Source organism: Bacillus sp. AFS037270 (assembly GCF_002585305.1).
On sequence record NZ_NUNF01000044.1, the window covers coordinates 58,204 to 81,951 of the forward strand.

The 23,748-nt window shown below is 40.4% G+C and carries 21 protein-coding genes; 5 read left to right on the forward strand and 16 right to left on the reverse strand.

Annotated features, from left to right (window positions below; all coding sequences use genetic code 11):
* Positions 1-3: 3 nt before the first annotated feature.
* From COD92_RS21420 to COD92_RS21450, 7 genes are all read right to left on the reverse strand, one after another.
* Complete coding sequence (locus tag COD92_RS21420) at positions 4-1,176, reverse strand: ABC transporter substrate-binding protein (protein WP_098527687.1); 1,173 nt, start codon at positions 1,174-1,176, stop codon at positions 4-6.
* A 306-nt stretch (positions 1,177-1,482) separates the two neighbouring features.
* Complete coding sequence (locus COD92_RS21425; RefSeq protein WP_098996518.1) at positions 1,483-2,688, reverse strand: MFS transporter; 1,206 nt, start codon at positions 2,686-2,688, stop codon at positions 1,483-1,485.
* Positions 2,689-2,960: 272 nt separating this feature from the next.
* The gene (locus COD92_RS21430) at positions 2,961-4,808 is read right to left on the reverse strand and encodes an ABC transporter ATP-binding protein (protein ID WP_098996519.1); all 1,848 of its coding nucleotides are present in this window, start codon (positions 4,806-4,808) and stop codon (positions 2,961-2,963) included.
* Complete coding sequence (locus COD92_RS21435) at positions 4,809-6,542, reverse strand: ABC transporter ATP-binding protein (RefSeq protein ID WP_098996520.1); 1,734 nt, start codon at positions 6,540-6,542, stop codon at positions 4,809-4,811.
* Positions 6,543-6,732: 190 nt separating this feature from the next.
* Complete coding sequence (locus COD92_RS21440) at positions 6,733-7,083, reverse strand: ASCH domain-containing protein (RefSeq protein WP_098527683.1); 351 nt, start codon at positions 7,081-7,083, stop codon at positions 6,733-6,735.
* Positions 7,084-7,155: 72 nt separating this feature from the next.
* Complete coding sequence (locus tag COD92_RS21445; RefSeq protein ID WP_098996521.1) at positions 7,156-8,871, reverse strand: GMC family oxidoreductase; 1,716 nt, start codon at positions 8,869-8,871, stop codon at positions 7,156-7,158.
* An 87-nt stretch (positions 8,872-8,958) separates the two neighbouring features.
* On the reverse strand, positions 8,959-9,705 hold the full coding sequence (locus tag COD92_RS21450; protein ID WP_098996522.1) for a gluconate 2-dehydrogenase subunit 3 family protein: 747 nt from the start codon (positions 9,703-9,705) through the stop codon (positions 8,959-8,961).
* Positions 9,706-9,846: 141 nt separating this feature from the next.
* Between COD92_RS21450 and COD92_RS21455 the strand changes: the two genes are divergently transcribed.
* A complete protein-coding gene (locus COD92_RS21455; RefSeq protein WP_098996523.1) occupies positions 9,847-10,542 on the forward strand; it encodes a hypothetical protein in 696 nt (231 codons plus the stop codon).
* Between the two features lie 28 nt (positions 10,543-10,570).
* Here the strand turns inward: COD92_RS21455 and COD92_RS21460 are convergent, their stop codons facing one another.
* Genes COD92_RS21460 through COD92_RS21475 form a run of 4 tightly spaced genes read right to left on the reverse strand, consistent with a single transcriptional unit; the run spans position 10,571 to position 13,708 of the window.
* The gene (locus tag COD92_RS21460; protein ID WP_098996524.1) at positions 10,571-11,368 is read right to left on the reverse strand and encodes an ABC transporter permease subunit; all 798 of its coding nucleotides are present in this window, start codon (positions 11,366-11,368) and stop codon (positions 10,571-10,573) included.
* 14 nt (positions 11,369-11,382) lie between these two features.
* On the reverse strand, positions 11,383-12,180 hold the full coding sequence (locus tag COD92_RS21465) for an ABC transporter permease subunit (RefSeq protein WP_098996525.1): 798 nt from the start codon (positions 12,178-12,180) through the stop codon (positions 11,383-11,385).
* A gap of 6 nt (positions 12,181-12,186) precedes the next feature.
* Entirely contained in the window at positions 12,187-13,071 is an 885-nt protein-coding gene (locus tag COD92_RS21470; protein WP_098996526.1) for an ABC transporter ATP-binding protein, read from the reverse strand.
* A gap of 13 nt (positions 13,072-13,084) precedes the next feature.
* Positions 13,085-13,708, reverse strand: coding sequence for a TetR/AcrR family transcriptional regulator (locus COD92_RS21475; RefSeq protein WP_098996527.1), 624 nt, complete (start codon positions 13,706-13,708; stop codon positions 13,085-13,087).
* A 280-nt stretch (positions 13,709-13,988) separates the two neighbouring features.
* Between COD92_RS21475 and COD92_RS21480 the strand changes: the two genes are divergently transcribed.
* Positions 13,989-14,861 carry a nuclease-related domain-containing protein gene (locus COD92_RS21480; protein WP_255286527.1) on the forward strand — a complete coding sequence of 291 codons (873 nt, stop codon included), beginning with the start codon at positions 13,989-13,991 and terminating at the stop codon, positions 14,859-14,861.
* Between the two features lie 193 nt (positions 14,862-15,054).
* A complete protein-coding gene (pepT, locus tag COD92_RS21485) occupies positions 15,055-16,287 on the forward strand; it encodes a peptidase T (RefSeq protein ID WP_098527856.1) in 1,233 nt (410 codons plus the stop codon).
* Between the two features lie 28 nt (positions 16,288-16,315).
* Here the strand turns inward: pepT and COD92_RS21490 are convergent, their stop codons facing one another.
* A complete protein-coding gene (locus COD92_RS21490) occupies positions 16,316-17,266 on the reverse strand; it encodes an aminoglycoside phosphotransferase family protein (RefSeq protein WP_098527674.1) in 951 nt (316 codons plus the stop codon).
* A 169-nt stretch (positions 17,267-17,435) separates the two neighbouring features.
* Here COD92_RS21490 and COD92_RS21495 point away from each other — a divergent pair, with 169 nt between their 5' ends.
* Positions 17,436-17,561: a DUF4023 domain-containing protein gene (locus COD92_RS21495; RefSeq protein WP_098527673.1), complete on the forward strand. Its 126-nt coding sequence runs from the start codon at positions 17,436-17,438 to the stop codon at positions 17,559-17,561.
* Between the two features lie 48 nt (positions 17,562-17,609).
* On the opposite strand, the gene COD92_RS21500 is transcribed toward COD92_RS21495, so the two are convergent.
* The 3 genes from COD92_RS21500 to COD92_RS21515 form a co-directional block, all read right to left on the reverse strand.
* Positions 17,610-18,218: a hypothetical protein gene (locus tag COD92_RS21500; protein ID WP_098527672.1), complete on the reverse strand. Its 609-nt coding sequence runs from the start codon at positions 18,216-18,218 to the stop codon at positions 17,610-17,612.
* 11 nt (positions 18,219-18,229) lie between these two features.
* Positions 18,230-19,387, reverse strand: coding sequence for a ParM/StbA family protein (locus COD92_RS21505; RefSeq protein WP_098527671.1), 1,158 nt, complete (start codon positions 19,385-19,387; stop codon positions 18,230-18,232).
* A gap of 1,482 nt (positions 19,388-20,869) precedes the next feature.
* On the reverse strand, positions 20,870-22,108 hold the full coding sequence (locus tag COD92_RS21515; protein WP_098527669.1) for a L,D-transpeptidase family protein: 1,239 nt from the start codon (positions 22,106-22,108) through the stop codon (positions 20,870-20,872).
* Positions 22,109-22,472: 364 nt separating this feature from the next.
* Here COD92_RS21515 and rluF point away from each other — a divergent pair, with 364 nt between their 5' ends.
* Positions 22,473-23,180 carry a 23S rRNA pseudouridine(2604) synthase RluF gene (rluF, locus tag COD92_RS21520; RefSeq protein ID WP_098527668.1) on the forward strand — a complete coding sequence of 236 codons (708 nt, stop codon included), beginning with the start codon at positions 22,473-22,475 and terminating at the stop codon, positions 23,178-23,180.
* 207 nt (positions 23,181-23,387) lie between these two features.
* On the opposite strand, the gene COD92_RS21525 is transcribed toward rluF, so the two are convergent.
* The gene (locus tag COD92_RS21525) at positions 23,388-23,729 is read right to left on the reverse strand and encodes a molecular chaperone GrpE (RefSeq protein WP_098527667.1); all 342 of its coding nucleotides are present in this window, start codon (positions 23,727-23,729) and stop codon (positions 23,388-23,390) included.
* Between the last annotated feature and the right edge of the window lie 19 nt (positions 23,730-23,748).

Genomic DNA, 23,748 nt, shown 5'->3' on the forward strand with positions numbered 1-23,748 from the left:
AATTTACGGGTTTACTTTTGTCTTATATTGTTGTTGACCGTTCACGTATTCCAGAATAACGGCGGCTTTAATTGGGTCATGATTCTTATCTAGCTTTACCTTGCCTGATACAAGTTCAAGACCATCTGTTTCTGCAAGTGCCTTTTGGATTTTCTTAGGATCGCTGCTTCCTGCGCGCTTAATCGCATCTGCAAGGAAGTATACCGTATCATACCCTAATGCACCGAAGGCATCCGGTGATTTACCAGCATACTTTGCTTTAAATGCTGAAACAAAGTCTTGAACCTTTTTGTCACTATCACCTGAGGAATAGTGATTAGTAATATATGTGTTCTCTAATGACGCAGCACCAGCTATATCTACTAGTTTAGGAGAATCCCAGCCATCGCCGCCCATAAATGGTACGGTTAGACCAATCTCGCGGGCCTGTTTGACAACGAGACCCACTTCTTCATAAAAACCAGGCAGGAAGACGTAATCTGGATTTGCGGCTTTGATCCGTGTTAAGGTAGCATGGAAATCTGTATCTTTTGCCACATAGGCTTCTTCGGCTACAATTTTGCCGCCATTGGCTTTAAATGCCTTTTTAAAAGAAGCTGCAAGACCTTTTGAGTAGTCGCTTGAGCTGTCAATTAAAACAGCTGCACTTTTAGCCTTTAAATCATTGGTTGCAAAGTTTGCTGCAACTGTGCCCTGGAATGGGTCAATGAAACAGGTTCGGAAAACAAAGTCATTCAATTTTCCATCTTTAAACGTAATCGTAGCGTTGGTTGCAGTTGGTGTAATTAGTGGAATTTTATTATCTTGGGCAATCTGTACTTGGGCAAGGGTGTTTGTACTTGTTGCTGCACCAATCATGGCTACAACTTTATCTTGGGTAGCCAGTTTTAGCGCCCCGCTTGTAGCTTCTGCTGCATCTGATTTATTGTCGACCGTCACTAATTCTAGTTTTTTGCCGTCAATACCTTTTTTGTTAATTTCCTCAATTGCTAATTCAATACCTTCCTTGGCTGATTGACCATACGAGGCTACTCCGCCTGATAGTTCCAAGTTGGCACCAATCTTGATGGTACCGCCTTTTTCTCCATCACTGCTTGCGCTTGAATTACATCCTGCCATCACACCTGCTGCCACCATAAAAGACATAAAAATTCCAGCTAATTTCCTCTTCCTCATCCAACTACCCCCTATTTTTTCAAAAAAATGACCCAAGACCTATCAAACACTTTTATAATATTCTGAAAACATTGTACATAATATTTAGGGGTTCGTCTAGTCCTATTATACAGTTATTTTAAAATAATTTAAAGAATAAGAAAATTAAAACGTTTTCTTTTATAAAACGCTTTATTGCAATAAAGTGACGATGAAATATTTTTTCCTCACAAAAGCAATCTATTTTTATTATTTTGTCTAAATATATTCCCATGTTCGGTACAACGAAAAAAGGATTCCTTTTTTGGAATCCTTAAGAAGTAAATATTATACCAATTCTTTATTTTTCGTTTCTTTACCTAAGATAAAGACAGCAAACGCCCCAATTAAAATCGAAATACAGAAGATCATAAAGATGGTTGAGATTGATACCTTCTGGGCAACCAGGTTCCCAACTAACAATGGCCCCAGGACACCGCCAATACGCCCTACTGCGGCCGCAAAGCCTGTACCGGTCCCGCGGATAATGGTTGGATACTGTTCCGGTGAGTAAGCATATAATCCTCCCCAGGCACCGAGGTTAAAGAATGATAACAGAATCCCAGCTGTCATCAACATGGCCGTAGTGTCCGCTGTCCCAAATAAATAAGCACTTACCGCTGTCCCAATTAGATAAACGACTAAGACAAATTTCCGGCCCAATTTTTCAATAAACCATGCCGCTGTAAAATAACCTGGCAGCTGGGCGATTGTCATAATAAGTACATATTGGAAGCTCTTGATTAGGCTAAATCCTTTCATGACCATGACACTTGGGAGCCATAAAAACATTCCGTAGTAGGAAAAGACGACACAAAACCAAACAATCCAAAGCATGGCCGTTTGACGTCCGTATTCCTTTGAGAATAATTTCTTCAAATTTTCAAGCATAGAAGTCTTCTGCTTTTCTTTTACTGCAGTAAAACGAGGTGAGTCAGGAAGCCCTATTCTCAGGTATAACGCATATAGGGCAGGAATCGCACTAATAATTAGGGCAATCTGCCATCCAAATCTTGGGATAATAAAGTAAGATATGACAGATGCCACTAACCAGCCGCCAGCCCAAAAACTTTCGAGCAAGACGACGATCCGGCCGCGGTTCTCGGCAGAAACACTCTCCGATACAAGGGTAGAGGCAACTGGAAGCTCACCGCCCAAGCCTGCCCCAATAAAGAACCTTAAGACTAAAAAGGCTGCTAATGATGTAGTAAGTGCGGAGGCGCCGCTCCCTACTGAAAATAGTAGTAATGTAATGATAAAAACATTTTTCCGGCCAATTCGATCAGCCATTAATCCAAAAATAAGTGCCCCAACAGCCATCCCGATGGAATTGACACTTCCTATCCAGCCCATCTGACCTGGTGTTAAATCCCATTCTACCTTCAGGGCTGCAATAATAAAGCTGAGCATCCCGACATCCATGGCGTCAAACATCCAGCCCATTCCGGCAATTCCAAGCAGTCTTCGGGTGGATATTTCCTTATTATTTTTCATGATGATCCCCCTATGTACAACATGTATTTACATTATTCCCCAAAACCCTTTTTTTAGGTATGGTTCTTAATACTATTAAACATAAGGTATTCTATCAGTTGTCTTGACATCTGTCATTAAATAATTGTAAAAAAAGAGAATGCACTCTTATCAGCTCATTCTCACGTTATCTTATGGCAACCTTATTGACGACACTCAGTCCAAGATATGATAACACTCCTATATCGAGGACAATGTCCCTCATTTTTGCAGAAGCAACGAAACCCTTTACCCTAACCAATTGCCTCATCAACATTTTTAAATTGATTAAAAAACATATGGTAGTACCGGCCTTTAGCGTCCATTAAATCCTCATGGCTTCCTTTTTCGATGATCTGTCCATTGTCAATCACCATAATCATATCGGCATCACGAATCGTATTTAGGCGGTGGGCTATGATAAAGCTAGTCCGCTCCTCCATCAATTTAAGCAAGGCTTCCTGAATGTGAAGCTCTGTCCTTGTATCGATGCTGCTTGTAGCCTCATCTAAAATCAGCAGCGCCGGTCTTGCTAGTATCACCCGGGCAATTGCTAGCAGCTGACGCTGGCCTTGGCTAAGATTGCCGCCATTTTCCGATAGAACCGTTTCATATTGGTTTGGCAAGCGTTTAATAAACACGTCAGCATTGGCCATTTTTGCTGCCTGCTCTACTTCTTCATCCGTGGCATCAGGCTTGCCATATTTTATATTTTCCTTAATCGTTCCGGAAAATAAATACGTATCCTGAAGGACAAACCCAAAGCATCTTCGCAAACTGTCCCTTGTATAATCGCGAATATCACGTCCATCGAGCAGGATCCTGCCTTCAGTGACATCATAAAATCTCGTCAGCAAGTTGACGACGGTTGTCTTTCCAGCACCTGTCGGACCAACTAGGGCCGTACTGCTGCCAATTTGAGCTTCAAAGCTGATGTTCTTTATAATTGGGACATCGGGACGGTAGCCGAAGCTTACATTTTCGAAGACCACATGTCCTTTTGGATTTTTCAACTCAACTGCTTGAGGCGTGTCCACTACCTCTTCTGGTTCATCAATGATTTCAAAAACCCGTTCAGCGCCCGCTACACCTGACTGAAGGATATTAAAAATATTGGCAAGGTCATTCAGCGGCCTGACAAATTGCCGAGAATAGGTGATAAAACTCGCAATCGCACCAACTGTAACAAGGCTTTTCACCGCCAAAATCCCACCAATAACTGCAACTATCGCAAAACCAAGATTATTAATGACATTCATAATCGGCATTAAAAAACCAGACCAGATTTGCGCCTTAAGGCCGACATCACGAAGCTTTGTATTCACCGTTTCAAACTCTTCAATCACCTGGGCTTCATGATTAAAAGCCTTTACGACTTCGATGCCAGAAATCGTTTCTTCAATATGACCATTTAATTTTCCAAGCTGTACCTGTTGATTTTTAAATAAAACGCTCGTTCGTTTAGCAATTGTCTTGGTCAGTAAAAAAACAAGCGGCACCGTAATCAAGCTTGCCACCGTTAAGACCGGGCTGAGAATAATCATCATAATTAACGAACCAGCAATCACAATCAGGCCGGACATTAATTGCGTCGTCGACTGTGAGATGGTATTACTGATATTATCAACATCGTTGGAGAGGCGGCTCATCAGTTCACCATGGGTCCTTGCATCAAAAAACGAGACAGGCAGCTTTTGGAGCTTCCAAAAGATCGCCTCGCGAAGATGCTTGACTACCCTTTGCGCCACACCAGCCATCAGCCAGCCCTGTAAAAAGGTCAGAGCTGCATCTGCCACATAAGCAATTGTTAATACGATAATCATGATTTCAAGTAGATTAAAATCGACTTTACCACGGTTAAGGCTCATTGCATCAACGGCCTTTCCGATTAAGTACGGGGCAAGCAGCATTAAAACGGCATCAACGATAATGAAGAGAAAGATTAAGCTCAACATCTTTCGCTCATTTCCAAAATAATGCCACAAGCGTGTTAATGTAGCCTTAAAGTTTTTTGGTTTGACAACAGGGCCGCGGAAGCGATGGGCACCTCCCGGTCTAAGGGGAGGAGGGGCACTCCGTGTTTGTTCAGTTTCTTTTGCCATTTACAAAACCTCCTTGCCCATCTGTGATTGATAGATTTCCTGATAGACCCGGCAGTCCGCGAGTAACTCGCTGTGGGTACCAAATCCAACAAGTTCCCCATGATCTAAAACAACTATTTTATCCGCATCCATAATGGAAGTAATCCGCTGGGCAATTAAGAGACAGGTTAGGCCTTTGGCGTATCTCTTTAAGGCCGATTTAATTTTTGCCTCTGTCGCAACGTCTACTGCACTAGTACTATCATCTAAAATTAAAATACTCGGTTTTTTTACGAGGGCTCTCGCAATCGAAATCCGCTGTTTCTGCCCGCCGGAAAAATTAACGCCGCCCTGGCCAATCATCGTTTCATAACCTTCCGGCGCGGTAGCAATAAAATCATCAGCACCAGCAATCACGGCAGCCGTCCTCACTTCCTCACCCGAGGCATCTTCTTTTCCCCAGCGGATATTTTCTGCTACCGTACCAGTAAACAGAATATTCTTTTGCGGAACAATCGCGATTTTGTCTCTAAGCATTTGTGGATCAAGACGAGAGATATCTTGACCATCTACTTTAATCGTCCCGCTCGTCACATCATAAAAACGAGGGATTAGCCCGACGAGGGTACTTTTTCCCGAACCGGTAGAACCGATAATCCCTACCGTTTCCCCGGGAAGGATGGTTAAACCAATATGTTTTAAGACGGGTTCACCACTTGTTCCTTCATAGGAAAAAGAAACATCTTCAAAATCAATTCTTCCGGTTTCTTGAACGTGCGGCGGCGGTACGGCCTTTGTTTCTTTTATGAAACCATCCTCTTGTAAAAATACTTCATTAATCCTGCCGGCAGATGCTTTGGCCCTGACAAACATATTAAAGACCATCGAAATCACCATAAGCGAGAATAGAATTTGCGTCATATAGTTGGTGAAGGCAATAATATGGCCCACCTGAATGGTGCCTGATTCTACCCCTAGGCCGCCAATCCAAAGGACAACGACAATGCCAAGATTCACCGTCAGCATAATCAATGGACTAAAGGTGGCCATTAGACGCCCTGCGGCGACGGACTGATCCTTAAAATGTTCATTCGCATTCGCAAACTTGCCAATCTCCACATCAAAGCGGTTAAAGGCTTTGACAACACGGACACCCGATAAATATTCCCTCATTACGGAGTTGACCTTGTCTAAAGCATTTTGAACCTTAGAAAAGAGAGGAAAACCTAGGCGCAGGTTAAGAATAATTAATAACGCAACAATCGGCACGACCACTGCTAAAACAACGGATAGGTGCAGATTAAGGCGTGTGGCCATAACAAGTCCGCCAATTGCGAGAAGAGGGGACTTAACAAAGATCCGCATCAGACCATTCACAAATACTTGCACTTGTGTAACATCGTTCGTTAAACGAGTAATCAAGGAGGCGCGGTTAAACTTATCGAGATTCTTAAACGAAAGCGTTTGAATTTTTTTAAATAAATCGGAGCGAAGTTCTGTCCCAAAGTTTTGTGAGACAATGCTGGCGATTACACTGCGTGTAGAGGCACTTATGGCACCAAAGGCCGTAATTAAAAGCATCACACCGCCCATTTTTAGAACATAATGAATATCCCTGTTAACAACTCCTTGATCGATGATTTTTGCCATAATCGTTGGCTGCATCAAATCACTGATTGCCTCAAAGGTGAGAAACAGTACTGCTATACTAAAAGACTTCCAATATTTCTGAACATATTTAGATAAAAACTTCATGCCCTCACCTAACCCTTAGCAACATTAATAAGGCTATTATAATTTCGATTACCGGAATAAAACAATTTTTAAGCATAGAAAAACTAAAATGGCCCATTTATAGTAAATGGACCATTTAACGATATTTCTTATTAGATAAGATTAGATAAGAGAGTATAAAAGTTTTTGACTTNNGCTTGCGCTTTTCTTATTAATCTTGTACAGGGCTGAATTCGTGTACCCATACTCGCATTTGCGGCAGCCACGGCATTCCTGGATGGTAGGAAAGAATAGATTGTTTATATTCTTCCACCGTGTTGAAGCCCTCGCGGCGGGCATCATCATCTGTCAATTCGCCAAGGCTCTGTGAATATACCTTTTCCACTACGAACTGACGGCCTTCAAGCGTCATGATTTCGCCTGGGTCGGCATAGCGGCCATTCCGGCGTGTTGCTGTTTTTTCTCCAGCCAATACCTTTTTTACATCTGCTTCCATAGTTACTAAGCGTTCAATTGAACAAGTTTTTGGTGGTAATGCAGCGTTTTCATTTTGGTTTGTCATTTGAGATTCTCTCCCTTTGTTTTATTTTCCATATTAACACTTTCTTTATAGTTAAATCCACTGAGAGCACTGTTAAACTACCTGTCCGCCTTTATCGCGGTATTTCAAGATTCCTTCTACCGCACGGTAGGCTAAGGCCCCGACAGTATCTGTTGGATTATAGCCGGAATTATGCGGGAATGCAGATGCACCAATGACAAATAGGTTATCAACATCCCACATTTGCAAGTAATTATTTACTGCTGAGGTCGCCGGATCTGCCCCCATGATGACTCCGCCAGTATTATGCGTAGATTGATAGGTGGTAATATCATATGGACCTAAATCCTTCATTGAATCAATATGATCAGCGCCCATTTCCTTTAAGATACTGGCACATTTATCGGCAAGGAATTTAGCCATTTGCCGGTCCTGCTCCTCAAAGTCAAAGGTAATCCGAATAAGCGGATCGCCAAAGGCATCTTTATAGGTTGGATCAAGGTCGAGAAAGTGACGCTTAAATGGCATAGAAGAACCTTGAGAAGTAACGGATAAAAAGCGATTGGCATATTTAACGGAATTAGCCTTGAATTCCTTACCCCAAGTTGGCTTTCCGCCTGGAACAGGATTGTTTTGAATCGGTCTTAATCCGGTTTGAGCTAATGAAATCATCCCGCCATGGATGAAATTCACATTACTATGGTCAAAATTGTCACCATTGTAATCGTCACAAACCATTCCTAGTGACCCTGCACCTGCAAAGGTACTAAACTCTTTATTATCAAAAAAGCCAACGGCATTCCCTTTAATAACTTGGTAGGCATAATTTTTTCCAATCACACCCGTTCCCGTATTCGGGTCATAAGGTTTCCCAATTCCAGACATTAACAGGAGGCGAATGTTATTAAATACATAGCTTGTTACTACCACAATATCAGCCGGCTGCTCAATTTCCTCACCAGTCGTCACATCTGTATATAAAACACCCGTTGCTTTGTCACCTGTTTTTAAGATCCTTCTTACATTTGAGTGAGTTCTTATTTCAAAGTTCCCTGTCTTGTTGGCAACTGGGATGACCGTCACAACCGGATCCGCTTTTGCGCCATATTCACAGCCAAAGCGCTCACAATAGCCGCAATATTGACAAGCCGCTCTTTGGATCCCGTCCGGATTTTTATAGGACTCTGATAGGTTCGCTGATGGCATCATATATGGATGGAGCTTCATATTTTTAGCTGCCTTCTCAAACAACTGAATGGCAGGTGTCTTTTTCATTGGCGGGGTCGGATATTTATCCGATCGTTTTCCTGAGAGTGGATTTTCTTCTCCCGAAATGCCTGCCGTTTTTTCAAATCGGTCGTAATAAGGCTCTAATTGATCGTATGTAATACCCCAATCTTGAAGATTCATGTCGGCGGGAATTTTCTTTTTCCCATACCGTTCAACCGTTTTACTATAGATTTCAAAGTCATAAGGCAAAAAGCGAAACGTTTGCCCATTCCAGTGGACTCCGGATCCGCCCAATCCGTCACCAAGTAAAAACGAACCATATTGCCGCATCGGCAGGGCGCGAATTTTTTCATTGCCTCTGAACGTTATCGTTTCTCTTGATAGGTCCTGCATGAGTTCATAGCGGAGGGCATAGCGCAATTCATCATGGACCATAAAGTAATCTTCCGTTTTTCGCTCTTTACCTCTTTCCAATCCTACAACCTTTAATCCTTTTTTAGTAAGTTCTGAGGCAATAATTCCTCCTGCCCAACCAACTCCCACGATCACAACATCGACTTTTGGCAGCTTTCTGGCCATACTTCCACCTTCTTTTTATAAAAATATTATCAATTCTTAGCAGTTCTAGTGGCTAGCTGCAGCCCCTGAACAGGGCGCTTCCGCTTTTTAGTGATTCATATGGCTCTTCAGGCTTTGCGGTGCTATCTTTTTAAATTCCTTGTCGATAATATCTGAATAAGCCATCTGGCTGCCTGGGTAATTCTTCATCTTCCAGCCATCCATATTTAAATTTCCTCCGTATAATGGATCGCTATAGGCACCTTCTAATGTGACACTTCGCAGCATTTGGAAAAAACCGCTCGGTGATATCGTTGTCACATTCACTTTATCCTCCTCAAAGTCTTTGAGGATCGCATCCTGTTCATCACCATTTAGCTCTGTGAAATCCTTTTTATAGACTGCCATACTGTGGTTTTGCATTTCCCGGATTGCAATATCAAAAATTTCCCTGCGCTTTAACCGGCCTTGAAAACCCTGCACTTTCTCACCCGGATAAAATGGCGCCTGCATATATTCCCGACCATTAAAGCCCCAATATCCTGCTAATTGATGATCAATAAAATAGGCAACACCGAGCGCCTTTGCACCTGGGCCATTATCATCCTCCGGAAATATCCGTTCTGTTGCTGCATCAATTACTTTGAATTGTTCCGGTGTAAAATACATGAGCGCTTGATTAAAGTCTTCTGTTTTTGTCTGAGTACTTTTTGTATCAGTAGTTTCCTTTTGATTTCGAGGAATAAGACTGCCGATAATTCCGCCAACAGCTAGTCCACCAACTGTAAAACCTGCATTTCGAATAAAATTCCTTCTTGAGACTGATTCTGGATTTTCTTTATTTTCTTCAACCATGGTATACACCTCCAGATTTTTGTTTTGACAGCCATCCATTAATTACAGCAATATCCTTGCTTTCCCATTATTATGTTCCAAAATAAACCATTCATACTTATAAAAGGAAAGGAGAAAATGATAAAAAAGGAGGGCACAAAAATGAAAAGATTGTGGAATTTTTACTGTGGACCTATTATTATTGCTTTTCTTGTACTGACTGGATGCTCCGCGCAGCAAGGGGAACATCAGGTAGATGCTGCAAACCTGCATGATAAGTCATTAAACACAAAAGGAAATGGCCATGTCCATGGGTCAACTGACAATCCAAATGTGATCCCAAGTGTAGATCGGGCCAAGAAAACTACAACAAACGCCAAAGGTCAAACGACGAATGGGCTGGGTACGAATGTTTACAGCTTAATTGGAAGCTCAAGCCTGCATGATGGAGGAATTTCCTCCCATCTAGAATCAAGACTTTCCGGGGCAGGGATTCCGGGGATTAAAGTATTTGTCCTTGACGATACTGTTATCCTAGCAAGAGCGCAGGCGGAAACCACTTCAACAAAGTACGATGAAATGCAGCAAAAAGTGTTAACCAACACTTCAGGTTCTTCTGGAAAAGGGAATCTTGATGGGGTGGACATGTCAAAACTAAATACCGATGATAACTTAGATAAGGCTAAAGATCTAATGACCAAAGCTTTCAACGGCCAAGTTCAAATCTTGACGATTACCAACGCAAAGGCCATGCCATTGATTGATGGAATAAAAACTAATATTAAAGCTGATCAGACCAACTATACGAAGCTTGCAGGCGATATAAATACGCTCATTAAAATGGCCCGTGAGAAATAAGCAAAAGACCGGAAGATATCCCCGGTCTTTATATATTTAAATCTCTCTTTTTATAAAAAATATAGGTTACACTTGTAAAGGCGACAATTAAGAAGAAGGAAAGAACTACAAAGACTGGCTCAACCCCGCCGCCATACATCACATTTTTTGCTTCAAAATATTTAAACGGGCTCAAATACTTCAAGTTTTTAATACCCTCATTCAAATCGATCGCAACTGACAAGATAAAAGTCAATAGCATCACGCCAGCCGACAAGGATGCCGCCTTCTTCGATTTCCTTTTTAAAGCAGAAATCGCACTGCCCATCACCATAAACAGCACCTGCAAGATCAACATTCCCGCCATCAAAATAGTTATATCCCCATTAACGTCCTCACCCTTGCTGTATTTTGCCACTAGAGCCAACGAGGAAACGAGTGTGACTAGATTGAACACAACAATGTTAAACAAAGCAGCCCCTAATTTAGCGGTAATCACTGTTGTTCTCGAAACGGGCTTAACAAATAAAAACTCTGATGTTTTGTCGCGCTCCTCTTTGGCAATAATCCCGGCCCCAAGCATCGCCGCGTGAATCGTCGCCATCAATAGCAAGTAGACAAACAGCATGCCATAATAGCCGCTTGCCTTTGACAAATCCAAGCTTCCGACTCCCATAATCACCTGCAGCGATTTGGGCATATCTTTCATTACGTCATTCATTGATTGTTCAGCTGAATATAAATTTGCATATTTGTTCATCCCCGATAACACCATCAGGAACACGCCAATACTCCAAAAGATGAGCGATTTACGATGAGACTTTAATTCTTTTAAAAATATATTCATAATCGAATCCCTCCCTAGACCGCATGAATATCCCTTTTCGTATATATAAAATAACTTGCCGCAATCGCCGCAGCGACAATAACTGCACCTGCAATGAGAAACGATCCTTCATAGTTTGAGTGTTTGATGATATACGTATTATCAAAGTATTTAAACGGGGAAATATAGCGTTTTACATCATCACCGGATGTCTCACTAATTACGCCTAAAAAGTAAAACGCAAAGACCGTTGCTAATGACACTGTTAAGACTGACTTGATTTTTGGAATGATTACAGAAAAGAGGATACCGATAGCTAAAAAGATTAATTGGATAAAAAACATCGTTAACGACAGCATCACGAACTTTTGAGCACTATAATCCACCGTTTTCACCTGCGAAGCAATTATATTAGCAGCAACTAAATAGACTACATTTGTAATCAATAGAGACGTGAATGCCGCGAGTAGCTTGCTCGTCAGAATTTGCGTGCGGGTAACCGGCTTTGTTAACAGGAAGTCCGCCGTTTTTTCGCGCGCCTCTTTACTGACAATCGCTGTGCCCAGATTCATGGCCTGAATGGCCGCACAAAGGGTAGTAAACGTCAATGCATAGCTATAGAATCCTAATATCGTAAAAATATTTTCCAAATTAAGTCCAATCGCCTTTCTCATCGCCAAAGGATAGCCTGCCAGCAATTTTTTGAACTCATCAGCATCTTTTGCAAAGGAGGGGAACATGGATAAGAATAGCAATGCCACCATGATTAACGAAAAGGTCCAGATCATTGTTGACTTCCGATATGCTTTTAGCTCATGAAAAAATATATTCATAGTTTCTTAAGCCTCCTTTTCGTAGTAATGCATAAAGATCTCCTCAAGGTCGGGTTCCTCAATCCACAAATTGGTGACCTCAATTTCGGCAATCTTCCTCAGTACTGTATTGATATTTCCCTTAAATAAAAAGCTCGTTATATTTCCTTTTACTTCCAAATTATTAACACCATCGATAATGAAATAATTAGGATCTAGGCCCATTTTGGTCTCCACTTTAAACTTTTTATAGTTATTTTCTTGTAAGGTACTTATTTTTTCAACGGTAACGATCTTGCCCTCTTTGATAATTGCCACTCGATTGCATAGTCTTTGAACCTCGCTCAAAATATGCGATGAAAAAAGAATCGTAGCGCCCTTTTTATTTTCCTCCTCCAGCAATTCAAAGAATTTTTGCTGCATCAACGGATCCAGCCCACTTGTCGGTTCATCTAGGATGATTAGCTTTGGTTCATGAAGCAGGCCTTGAACAATGCCGACCTTCTTTTTATTTCCCAGGGAGAGATCATCAATCTTTTTATTTAAATCAAGATCCATAATTTCCGCTAACTCTTTGATTCTCTTACTGCAGTCCTTCTTGTAAAAGCTGGCGGAGTATTTTAAAAGATCTTTAACTTTCATATTGTCATAGTAAAAAACTTCAGAAGGCAGGTAACCAATTTCTTTTTTAATTTCCGGCGCAAATTGAATGCAATCTTTACCAAAAATCGTTGCACTGCCGCTCGTTGGATAAATCAACGAAAGCAGTGTGCGGATAGTGGTAGATTTACCAGCACCATTCGGCCCGATAAACCCGAAAATTTCCCCTTGTTCCACATGAAAGCTGATATCCGTAATCCCCCTTGACTTGCCGTACGTCTTTGTAAGGTTGTTAATTTCAATTACATTCATGTTTCCTGCCCCCTTATTTATAAAACACTTTTGTTAATACCTCGAAGTATTGCTCTGCTTCCAACTGGATGGCTGGATAGTTGATTTCGTGGTTCGGTGATAGCTTAGCTTTAGCAAGCGCTTCTTCACTCAATTTTTCGAACGTCCAGGTAATAATTTTTAAGATTTTTTGGATGTCGATATCGTCTCTGAATTTGCTAAAATCGATTCCCTCATAAATCCTCCCAATGTTAATTTCATTTAGTTCTTTTACCTTTTTCTCTATTTCCACTTTGATATCCACGGCATCATCCATAAAGGCTTCCTCAATGAATTTAAAGATGTCGGGATATTTCGCGAGGAGATCCATTTTAATTAAGACTGCCTTCCTTATTCGTTTGAAAAAATCGGTCTCTGTAAGGTCGACTTTTTTGTAGAAGTCATCGGTAATGATTTGGATACAATGGTCAAATAAGAATAAGAACATTTGCTTCTTGTTTTTAAAATAATGGAAAAGTATTCCCTTTGAGATTTCGGCTTCTTTAACGATTTCATTTGTCGAGGCCTTATCATATCCTTTCTGGGCGAATTCCTTTATGGCAGCATTTATAATTCGATCTTGTTTGTCCGTATCTAAGTTGAGAAATTTTGCGAACACTGGTGCAGCCCTCCTTTTAGTTTGTTGACCACATCAGTCAATGGAGTCATTATAATCCCGTTGACTACTTTGGTCAATAGGGGACAACCTATATTTTTTACAAAAATATGAAATTGATACAGCAGGGGATAGTTTAGGCCATTTGGATGTGTTACGATGCAGGTAGATTTGAGGGAGGTGTTTGATATTTGTATTAAAAGTCGTGATCCGTCTTTGAAGTTAGAAGGGCTGGTATCCGCTCAAAGGCCGGCTTCCTGCAGGACATCCTATTCTGCCTGTTTTGGCAGGTAAACAGACTTCGGTTGAAGCCGGGATTGGCGGGGAAGACCGGGTTGCTGAAGTTCTCCGCAAGGTCTCCTTTTCATTTGAACATTTCCATGATTTGTCCCCTTCTTCTGATGAAAATTTTCAAATGGATACGTTTACGCTGAATCCTTGGTTTGGAGTAGTGTTGGAGGTTAAAAATATTGGCGGGAGTCTGGAGTTTAAAGATAACCCTCCACAGTTGATTAGAACCCGGGAGGATGGGCATAAGGATGGGTTTGAGAGTCCGGTAGTTCAACTAAAACGTAATTGTAATTTAATTGTTGATTGGCTAAATTACCATGGCCTTAAGCTTCCCATTTATGGCGCCATTGTTTTGGCTTATCCAAAGCAAATTGTCGCTGTTCCCCCTGCAAACACAAAACTAATGTTCCCCAACATGATTTCCTCGTTTATTAATAGTATCCCACGGCAAGAAAGGAAGTTGGATGTTGCTGCCTTTCAATGGCTATCCGATAAATTGTTGAAGAGTCACCAGCCTTTTATTCCCAAACCAATTTGTGAGTCTTATAAACTTCCATTTAGTGATTTCCAAAATGGGGTGAGGTGCGTTGTGTGCGGCCGGTTAGGAATGATTAAATTGCCACGCACCTGGGTTTGTCCTTTCTGTAAGGCCATGGATTATCTAGCACATGAGCGGGCATTACGGGAGTGGTTTTTGATTTATAAGAGGAGTATAACAAATAGGGAGTGTAGAGAGTTTTTGGGGGTTGAGGATATTCATACTGCTAAACGCATTTTAAAAAGTATGAATTGGGAGTACGAAGGGACGTTTAGAAATCGATCTTATATCATGGATCTTAATAACAAAAATATTAAGCGGATTTGACTTGAAGAGAGATTAGTGGCGCCAGTAACTCGGTGTTAACCGCCACTAACTTAGCTTCTTCCGCCACTTATTTAGGCTATCCGCCAGTAAACTTTTTCAAAGACATACACAAACTTCAAAGTATGTGTAACCCCACCCCCAAAGTGATATGATATTCATGATTACATACTCAAAAAAAGGGAGTGCAGCAAAGTTGAAAAACGAACTAATAGAAAGATTTACTTCCTATGTAAAAGTAGACACACAATCCAATGAAAACAGCGAAACATGCCCATCAACAGAAGGACAATGGACATTGCTCCGTATGTTAGTCGAAGAACTAAAACAAATCGGCATGCAAGAAGTAACCATCGATGAAAATGGCTACGTGATGGCAACCTTGCCAGCCAACACCGACAAAGACGTCCCAACCATCGGCTTCCTTGCCCACGTTGACACCGCCACCGACTTCACCGGCAAAAACGTCAACCCGCAAATCGTCGAAAACTATGACGGCGGCGAAATCGTCCTAAACGAAGCCCTAAACGTCATCATGTCACCAAAAGATTTCCCAAGCCTGCCAGAATACAAAGGGCATACCTTAATCACAACAGACGGCACCACACTGCTTGGCGCGGACAACAAAGCGGGTGTTACCGAAATCATGACCGCAATGGCATACCTTATCCAGCACCCAGAAATCAAACACGGTAAGGTCCGCGTTGCGTTCACACCGGATGAAGAAATCGGCAGAGGTCCACATAAGTTCGACGTTGCGGCCTTCAATGCGAAATATGCCTACACTGTTGATGGCGGTCCCCTTGGTGAGCTAGAATTCGAAAGCTTTAACGCTGCCGCAGCAAAAATCACGATCAAAGGCAGCAATATCCATCCAGGTTCAGCAAAAGACAAAATGATTAACTCGATCAAAATCGGCATGAAATTACATAGCAAACTACCAGTACAAGAAGCACCTGAGCACACCGAGGGATACGAAGGATTCTACCACTTGCTAGCCTTCAACGGTGATGTCGAGCAAACAAACCTTCACTACATTATCCGTGACCATGACCGGGAAAAATTCAATGACCGCAAGGCCGCCATACAGGCAATCGTCAGTGAGCTGCAAACTAAATACGGCACCGACCGAATCCTGTTAGAATTAAATGACCAATACTACAACATGAGAGAGAAAATTGAACCGGTCAAGGAAATCGTCGACATCGCCCATGAAGCGATGGTCAGCTTAGGCATTAAGCCAATCACCAAACCAATCCGCGGCGGCACAGACGGCTCACAGCTCTCCTATATGGGTCTGCCGACACCAAATATTTTTACTGGAGGGGAAAACTTCCACGGGAAATTTGAATTTATCTCTGTTGAAAATATGGTTAAAGCAACCCAAACCATTGTTGAAATCATAAAATTAACTGAACAAAAGGCATAAACAGTAAAAAGCTAACCTCCCGAAAAGGTTAGCTTTTTATCCCACTAAGCACCACTAAACATTGCTGCAGACTTAAAACGGTTTCCTTCAACTGCCTATTTAATTGCTCTTCAGGCCATCTCTGCTCTTTTGCTTCAAGGTCTTTCTTTATCAGACCAATCATCCAAATCGAGAAAACAGCTGAAAACAAATAATATTCCCACATAAACGAGCCACTATCTAGTTCAAAGTCCAACTGTGCAAGGTACTCCTCCAGAAATTGCTTTCGCAGCTCAGATGTTACCTGTTTAGGAAAAAGCGGGTGTGACATATCAATTAAATGGTACAAATCCCAATAAGGAGAATTTAAATGGGTGTGCTCCCAGTCCAAGATCTTCAACTGACCGTCGACTATCGAAAAATTGCCTAAATGTAAATCTCCGTGCGAAACAACGAGTCGATTGGAAAAATTATTTTTTCTAAGCAGTGAGTAGATATGTTCAATTGCCTCTCTTTCCAATTTCAAAACGGGTAACTCAAGTAAGAATTCTTCCTTGCTGTTCACAATATCCGCTATAATGTCACCGATTTGCGGCTTCAATCCCGAGGCCGGTACAGGCCCTATAGTTTCAATAGGCAATGAATGCCACCAGGCAACCCATTTAATTACTTCTAAAACACTCGTAACGTTAAAGTCGTGGGTCAGTGCTCCAAGGTCCTCTACGATCATCCAATTCAAATCTGTCTGTTCACTTATTTTATAGGAAATAATCTTGGGGTATATTTCAGGAAAATGTGGGAGAATATGCTGGTGTATCCATACTTCTTTCCCTAACTGATCATTGTTGGTTAATGGTTTAAAAATAAAGCTTTTAGAGGGAGTAAGAAAAAACCTTTCGACAAATCGTCCATTCATTCCTTTGTAAAGGATTTCTCTTTTTACAATTAATGCATCATTAAGAGAACCGCTATCAAGGACGATATTACTAGGCAGCTCCATCGGCCCACCACCTATTCATATTAATTGCTTTACAAACTTCTTTTTAAAAAGACCATATCTAATATGTATGACTGATGCGTGGGTTTATATCCTTTTATCCTTATTACATATTTCTCCTCAAGTAGGACAGAATAACTATGGTTCATTTTTAAAAGGAGGGCTTACCATAATGGAAGACAATACAACACATGAATTTGTAGAAAAACTGCATGAAAGACAGGAAAAAGATAAGGACAATAAAGAGCGTCAAAGCAAAGGACACCAAGGTTACAAGTTACCGAATAAACAGCATTAAACGAAAAAGCCCCGTCTTAACTATAAGTCGGGGCCTTTTCATGAAGAATTATTTATTCATATTAGCCAAAAATCCACCAAGCAGGTCATCAGGATCAAGTTCATCCTCCTGATTATCCTCTTCAGACTGCATTTCGGGCTTCTTAGCAGTATCCCAGTCAAACTCACTTAAATCATCTTCCATATCAAGGTCTTCTAAACCAGCCGCGAGCTCTTCAAAAGACTCTGCCTCAAGTGGGATATCCACCTTATTAGCTGGAGCCGGATAGGGAACGGACTGTAATTCCTCCTGAAGGTATAAGGCTTCATCAATATCTATGGAATTACTATTTAATGAAGCTAGTAAAGAAGTTGCCCGGATCGGGTCAGAAATCAATTGATAGAGAATACTGCCAAGCATTGCTTCAGAATGCTCATGTTTTAACCAATCGCGCTGAACCTTTGTTAACTTCTTAGGAAGGGGAATGGTGATTGTTTCTTTCTCACGTGAAAAAGAATGACTTACCCCTTGTATGACATACTCGGCAATGGTGCTGGAGAAATTCCTTCGCTCTGTCTCCTTTAACCTTTGTAAATGCTTAACGATATGGTCAGGTGTATCAGATGGGACACGAAAAGAAATCGCCTGGCCTCGCTTTATTTCAGGAGTTTTCTGCATACTTTTCTCACCTAGTTAGCTTTGACTGGTTCTTTAGGCTTCTCCGTTTTTCTAACAAAATCCATGATGAGCTTATAGTAAGCATTAGCCATCATCCAAATGCTTTCCTTATCATCTTCAAAGAATTCAATATTATAGCCATCTAAATTATTATTTAAAGTTTTTAGGTAATCCTTTAAGACATGGGAACCGCCGCCGACAAAATAGCAGATTTCTGTCTGCGAGTTTTTCTGCCAAACATTTCGTAATAAACGGTATTGTTTCTTGGCTAAATCAAGCAAAATACGGTCGGTAATATCGTGAACACTTGTCCGGCTTCCTTTAACCATAATATGATTGCGATCATTTTTCCTTGTAATGATTTCAACTACGTCACGGCGGCTATCCAACTCAACGCCGTGCTTGATTCGAATTTCCTCGCGAATGGATTCTAATGATTCCGAAACCCCAAGGTTAAAGCCCTGCGCCTTATCATCATCTACATTTCGGTTTTTAATTACGGCGATATCAGTTGATAACCCGCCAATATCTTGAATTAAGATGCGTTTATCAATTAAATCCTTGTTAATAATTTTTAAATTGTTGTCCATTACTAGATTAATATAAGCGGCAAACCCTTCCGGATAAACCTTTACTTCATTAAATTTAATATTAACCTTCAATCCTTGGTATTTCGGTGTCACCAAAAATTCAACCTGGTGGACATTTCCAACCAATCTTGAGCGATATCCGGCATCCTTACCTTCTTTAACTTCACGAAGGGGGAGACCTGTTCCCAATGTATAAGTAGCATCAATTACATTCTTAGCACGTGGAAAACCGTCTTGTTTTACTGCATCCAATGCCAATGTGGTAAAAAGCATGATCAAAGTTTGGTCTTCTTCTGATTTGCTGCTGCCTGGATCTAATTCCGTGGCATTATTTGTTTTAGTCGCTAAATTTCCGACACGATATATCATATTGTTATCTTTTAGGGCAGGGGAGTGGACTTTGATATGAATACCATCTAAGGGATTTTTACTATCAAGTTCTTCTATACCGATAACAGGACGATCCTCCGCTTCTCGGGCAACAATGTTAGGAATATTCAATTCATACTCTAGTTCCCCGAAAATGGCCTTAATCGAGTCATTTCCTACATCAATTGCTGCAACTCTGGACTTTGTCATACTATATCATTCCCTCTCATTTATTAAGTAGTTTATGTAATAAGTATCTCTACTTTATAAGGCTATATGAGATTGATAGATTCTTCAATGCAAATTTTTAAAAAGAAATAAAAGTGTAAAAAAGTAAACAATTTGTAAACTTTACCAATAGTGTACACAACAATGTAAACAGATATACAAAGTCGTTTACTTCCCTTTAAACCAACACGCAAACAAGTTTGTATACATGTAAACCTTTTTGTAGACTCTATGTAAACAAAACGTAAACTTGTAAATTTCCATGTATACTTATTTGTTTACAAGTTTACAAGCGCGTAAACTTATTCGTATACTTGTAAACTGTTTTGTAAACAATTTTTTCGCCCAAAAAGGCCTGCTTCATCCTATGATCATGCGGGCTAAAATCGGTATTATTTTGGACAAGGTAAGATGCGCCAGTGTGTTCATACAAAATTGAATTTTCGGTCATTTCTTGACTTTCAAAAAGATAATACCCTTTGTCCTCGTATCTTTCCACTAGTTATTCTTTCTAGGGGTATAGAAGGGTAGAAATCTATTAATGTAAATATTCAACTACTCGAATCGGCAGATTCGTCCCGATTATCTAAGGGAATAGCCAAGTCAGTATTTTATGATACCGTTTGATCTAGAGAATACCCTTTACTATTATCCTCGATCCAGTCCTTTTCATTACTCCAGTCTGATCAAAACAACATCTTCTTCCATTTTCTTCTGACTAGCCTATTTGCATGACTCCGTCCTTATTTAAAAAATACTTACTTCCGCCAAACCCCAATCATCCTATTTTGATCACGCCTGCTGGATTAAAATAATTTCGATTACTTTTAACAGTTACTCACCTTGTTTTCATTACACAGTTGGAATCAAAAAGTACTTTTCCCAATCTTTAGACAGCCAGCCTGTTATCATAACACCAGAGTTATCAAAGAACTATTTTGCCTGCTTGAGTTTTCCAGCCCTTTTCGCTGTTCATTTTTTGATAATAAAACTTTTTATTTCCGGCACACACCCAACCATTCGATATATCCGTTTCCTCACCACCACCCAAACTCCTGTTCACACTTACACTGACTTGATAACCATTGGCCTTTGCAATGGCAACAAAGCTGCTCCTGATCGGTAAATGATGACAGTTGTGCTGACGTCCACCCGATCGAAAAGCAGAATATGAGATTTCTAGATTCTTCAATGGAATTTTTTAAAGAGAAATTAAGGTATAAAACAGTAAACATTTTGTAAACTTTACCAACAATGTACACGATAATGTAAACATATATACGAATGTTGTTTACATCGCTTTAAATCAACATGCAAACAACTTTGTATACATGTAAACTGTTTTGTAGACTTTTTGTAAACGAAATGTACACTTGTAAACTAAATAGTAAACAAGATAATTTTTTCACAAAAAAAAGCCTGCTTCATCCTTGCAGGCTAAAAATCGATATTATATTTGGAAGGTTAAGATGAACCAGCGTGTTCATCCAGAATTGAATTTTCAGCCATTTCTTTACTTACATAAAGATAATACCAATTGTCCTCGTATCTTATCCAGCTAGTTATTCTTTCTGAGGGATGGAAAGGTAGATACTTGTTTATGGTAATATTCAAATCGCTTGAATCGGTAGTATCGTCCTGAGTGTCAACGGGAATAGCCAAGTCAGTATTCATGATACCGTTTGAATTGATGTAATACCATTTGCCACCATCATTAATCCAGCCAGTTTTCATGATTCCTGTTTGATCGAGAAAATACCATTTCCCATTATCCTCAATCCAATCTTTTTTCATTACTCCATTCAGATCAAAATAAAATCTTCGTCTATTTTCCTCTAACCAGCCTTTTTGCATGACTCCGTCCTTATTTAGAAAATATTTACTACCGCCAGACTCCAACCAGCCTATTTTCATCACACCATCCGGATCAAAATAATATTTATTACCGTTAACAGTTACCCAACTTGTCGTCATTACACCGTTGGACTCAAAAAAGTACTTTTTCCCATCTCTAGCCAGCCAGCCTGTTATCATAACACCAGAGTTATCAAAGAAATACCTTTTGCCTGCTAGAGTTTGCCAGCCCTTTTTCGCAGTCCCATTTTGATAATAATATTTTTTATTTCCGGCATTCACCCAGCCATTTGGTATATAAGTTCCTCCATCACTACTGACACTCCCGTTCACACTCACACTCACTTGATATCCATTGGCCTTTGCAATAGCATCAAAGCTGCTTCCAGAGCGTAAAATGATGACAGTTGTGTTAACAGTCACCCGATCGAAAAGCCAGCGGACTTCAGCATTATGCATTCTTACACAGCCAGAACTTGCATATCTGCCAATTGAACTTTCATTGTTATTACCATGGATGCCATACGTTGTACCATAAGTACCCCTGGCTTCTAGTCCCATCCAGCGATTGCCTAGCGGATTCCTTGGGTCACCGCCTGGAATATTTTTTTTAAAATAAGGGCGGTTTTTTATCTTATTAACAATTTTAAAAGTCCCTTCCGGGGTGTATGTACTAACTCTACCGGTTGCTACTCTAAAAGTTCTAACTAAGGTTCCGCCATCATAAAAGGCAAGTGTATTCGTTTTTTTGTTAATGATGATTAACTGAGATGTAGTACTTGCTTCAGTATGACTACTGAAGTAAAAGTAACTAAATAGAAGGATAATAATAGATGCTATCTTTTTCATACCATCTCTCCAATTTTTTTATTATCCTAAAAATATCATTTTCCTTTTAATTACTTCGTCATAATTTGGCGAGAATTTTGTAGTATTTATATTTGTTTTGTATAGTATGGTCACCTGCCCCAATTTTGCCAACAATACTATTTCCTAAGATGATAGGATACTTTGTAATGACAATATCCTTATGATGAAGGACCCAGAATCTAGGTAATAAAGCACGATAATTGTGTAATAAGTTATGCCTGCATTTTTCAGATATAAACTGTGGAATTAAGAGTAATGGTGTCAGGCACCGCCAGCCGCTTGAAATGACTCGGTGGATTGGGTTATTCTTAATCAGACAATTCCACTGAAGGTTGTGGTTAGTATGAGGATTAATAAGTTTATTAGTGAGTCGGGTAAGAGCTCTAGACGTGGGGCAGATAAGTTAATTAGCGAAGGCAGGGTCACGATTAATGGCAAGGTGGCTCAAATGGGCAGCCAGGTTGAGCCTGGGGACCAGGTTCGAATAGATGGAAACCCTGTTAAGGTAAAGAAAGAATACGTTTATCTTGCATTAAATAAGCCTGTAGGGATTACGAGTACAACCGAAAGGCATATCAAGGGGAATATAGTTGATTTTGTAAATCACCCTTTGCGGATTTTCCATATTGGCCGCTTAGATAAGGACTCAGACGGACTAATTCTGCTGACAAATGACGGTGACATAGTAAATGAGATTCTCCGAGCAGAAAATAAGCATGAAAAAGAATATATTGTTACCGTGAATAAGCCCATTACAGCTGAATTTGTAAAGAAAATGGCTGCGGGAGTGGAGATATTAAATACCAAGACACTTCCTTGCAAAGTAAAACAGCTTTCGAAGTATGTCTTTCAAATCATCCTAACCCAGGGACTCAACCGGCAAATCCGCAGGATGTGTGCCGCCTTAGGCTACGAGGTCGCTAGACTGCAACGGACAAGGATTATGAATATCCATTTAGGAAACCTGCCGATTGGTCAGTGGCGGGATTTAACAAAAAAGGAAAAAGAGCATTTGTTCCATGATCTTAACTACCAGCCTAGAGAATGGTAATGAAAAACAGCAGAAAAAGAAGAACAGAACCCCCAGGTTTTTGTTCTTCTTTTTTATAGATAATGACCTTCTTAGTAAAGTAAATGGTATCAATTCCATTTTCACGGTAATTAACTATTCTTATCCCCTGCTTCATTAACAACAGCCGTGTCTGCTATTAGCTAAAAAAAAAAGACCGCTTTCGATTAATCAGCGGTCTGAAATGGATTATCTAGAACCCTTAACATATTTATAGACTCCTGTCTTAAACCTAATCTTAATAAGGTTCTCGACCCTTTCCACCCAAGAATCATCGATATTCTCAGGATTGAAAGTTGCCACTCCAGCTTTCACCTTTATCCACTTTTGTGAGTCATCGTCCTGAAAATAACCAGTGATTGATGTTGATAAAGGATGAAATGGGTTACGTGATGAATAGATCTGTCCGTGGTAGATATAGCTTTCACCATATTGGTCATGAATCCAATCATCGTGAACGTTTAATAGCCAAAGCTGCCCTTTGTCAACTCTTCCAACCAGTTTGGCTTTTTTCTCAAGGATATATTGCATAAAGAATTGCCCCTTTGTT

What these genes read in the sequence shown, in the direction of transcription:
- COD92_RS21420 (WP_098527687.1), bottom strand. Translation starts at nt 1,176, where the DNA reads ATGAGGAAGAGGAAATTAGCTGGAATTTTTATGTCTTTTATGGTGGCA.
- COD92_RS21425 (WP_098996518.1), bottom strand. Translation starts at nt 2,688, where the DNA reads ATGAAAAATAATAAGGAAATATCCACCCGAAGACTGCTTGGAATTGCC.
- COD92_RS21430 (WP_098996519.1), bottom strand. Translation starts at nt 4,808, where the DNA reads ATGGCAAAAGAAACTGAACAAACACGGAGTGCCCCTCCTCCCCTTAGA.
- COD92_RS21435 (WP_098996520.1), bottom strand. Translation starts at nt 6,542, where the DNA reads ATGAAGTTTTTATCTAAATATGTTCAGAAATATTGGAAGTCTTTTAGT.
- COD92_RS21440 (WP_098527683.1), bottom strand. Translation starts at nt 7,083, where the DNA reads ATGACAAACCAAAATGAAAACGCTGCATTACCACCAAAAACTTGTTCA.
- COD92_RS21445 (WP_098996521.1), bottom strand. Translation starts at nt 8,871, where the DNA reads ATGGCCAGAAAGCTGCCAAAAGTCGATGTTGTGATCGTGGGAGTTGGT.
- COD92_RS21450 (WP_098996522.1), bottom strand. Translation starts at nt 9,705, where the DNA reads ATGGTTGAAGAAAATAAAGAAAATCCAGAATCAGTCTCAAGAAGGAAT.
- COD92_RS21455 (WP_098996523.1), top strand. Translation starts at nt 9,847, where the DNA reads ATGAAAAGATTGTGGAATTTTTACTGTGGACCTATTATTATTGCTTTT.
- COD92_RS21460 (WP_098996524.1), bottom strand. Translation starts at nt 11,368, where the DNA reads ATGAATATATTTTTAAAAGAATTAAAGTCTCATCGTAAATCGCTCATC.
- COD92_RS21465 (WP_098996525.1), bottom strand. Translation starts at nt 12,180, where the DNA reads ATGAATATATTTTTTCATGAGCTAAAAGCATATCGGAAGTCAACAATG.
- COD92_RS21470 (WP_098996526.1), bottom strand. Translation starts at nt 13,071, where the DNA reads ATGAATGTAATTGAAATTAACAACCTTACAAAGACGTACGGCAAGTCA.
- COD92_RS21490 (WP_098527674.1), bottom strand. Translation starts at nt 17,266, where the DNA reads ATGGAGCTGCCTAGTAATATCGTCCTTGATAGCGGTTCTCTTAATGAT.
- COD92_RS21495 (WP_098527673.1), top strand. Translation starts at nt 17,436, where the DNA reads ATGGAAGACAATACAACACATGAATTTGTAGAAAAACTGCATGAAAGA.
- COD92_RS21500 (WP_098527672.1), bottom strand. Translation starts at nt 18,218, where the DNA reads ATGCAGAAAACTCCTGAAATAAAGCGAGGCCAGGCGATTTCTTTTCGT.
- COD92_RS21505 (WP_098527671.1), bottom strand. Translation starts at nt 19,387, where the DNA reads ATGACAAAGTCCAGAGTTGCAGCAATTGATGTAGGAAATGACTCGATT.
- COD92_RS21515 (WP_098527669.1), bottom strand. Translation starts at nt 22,108, where the DNA reads ATGAAAAAGATAGCATCTATTATTATCCTTCTATTTAGTTACTTTTAC.
- rluF (WP_098527668.1), top strand. Translation starts at nt 22,473, where the DNA reads ATGAGGATTAATAAGTTTATTAGTGAGTCGGGTAAGAGCTCTAGACGT.
- COD92_RS21525 (WP_098527667.1), bottom strand. Translation starts at nt 23,729, where the DNA reads ATGCAATATATCCTTGAGAAAAAAGCCAAACTGGTTGGAAGAGTTGAC.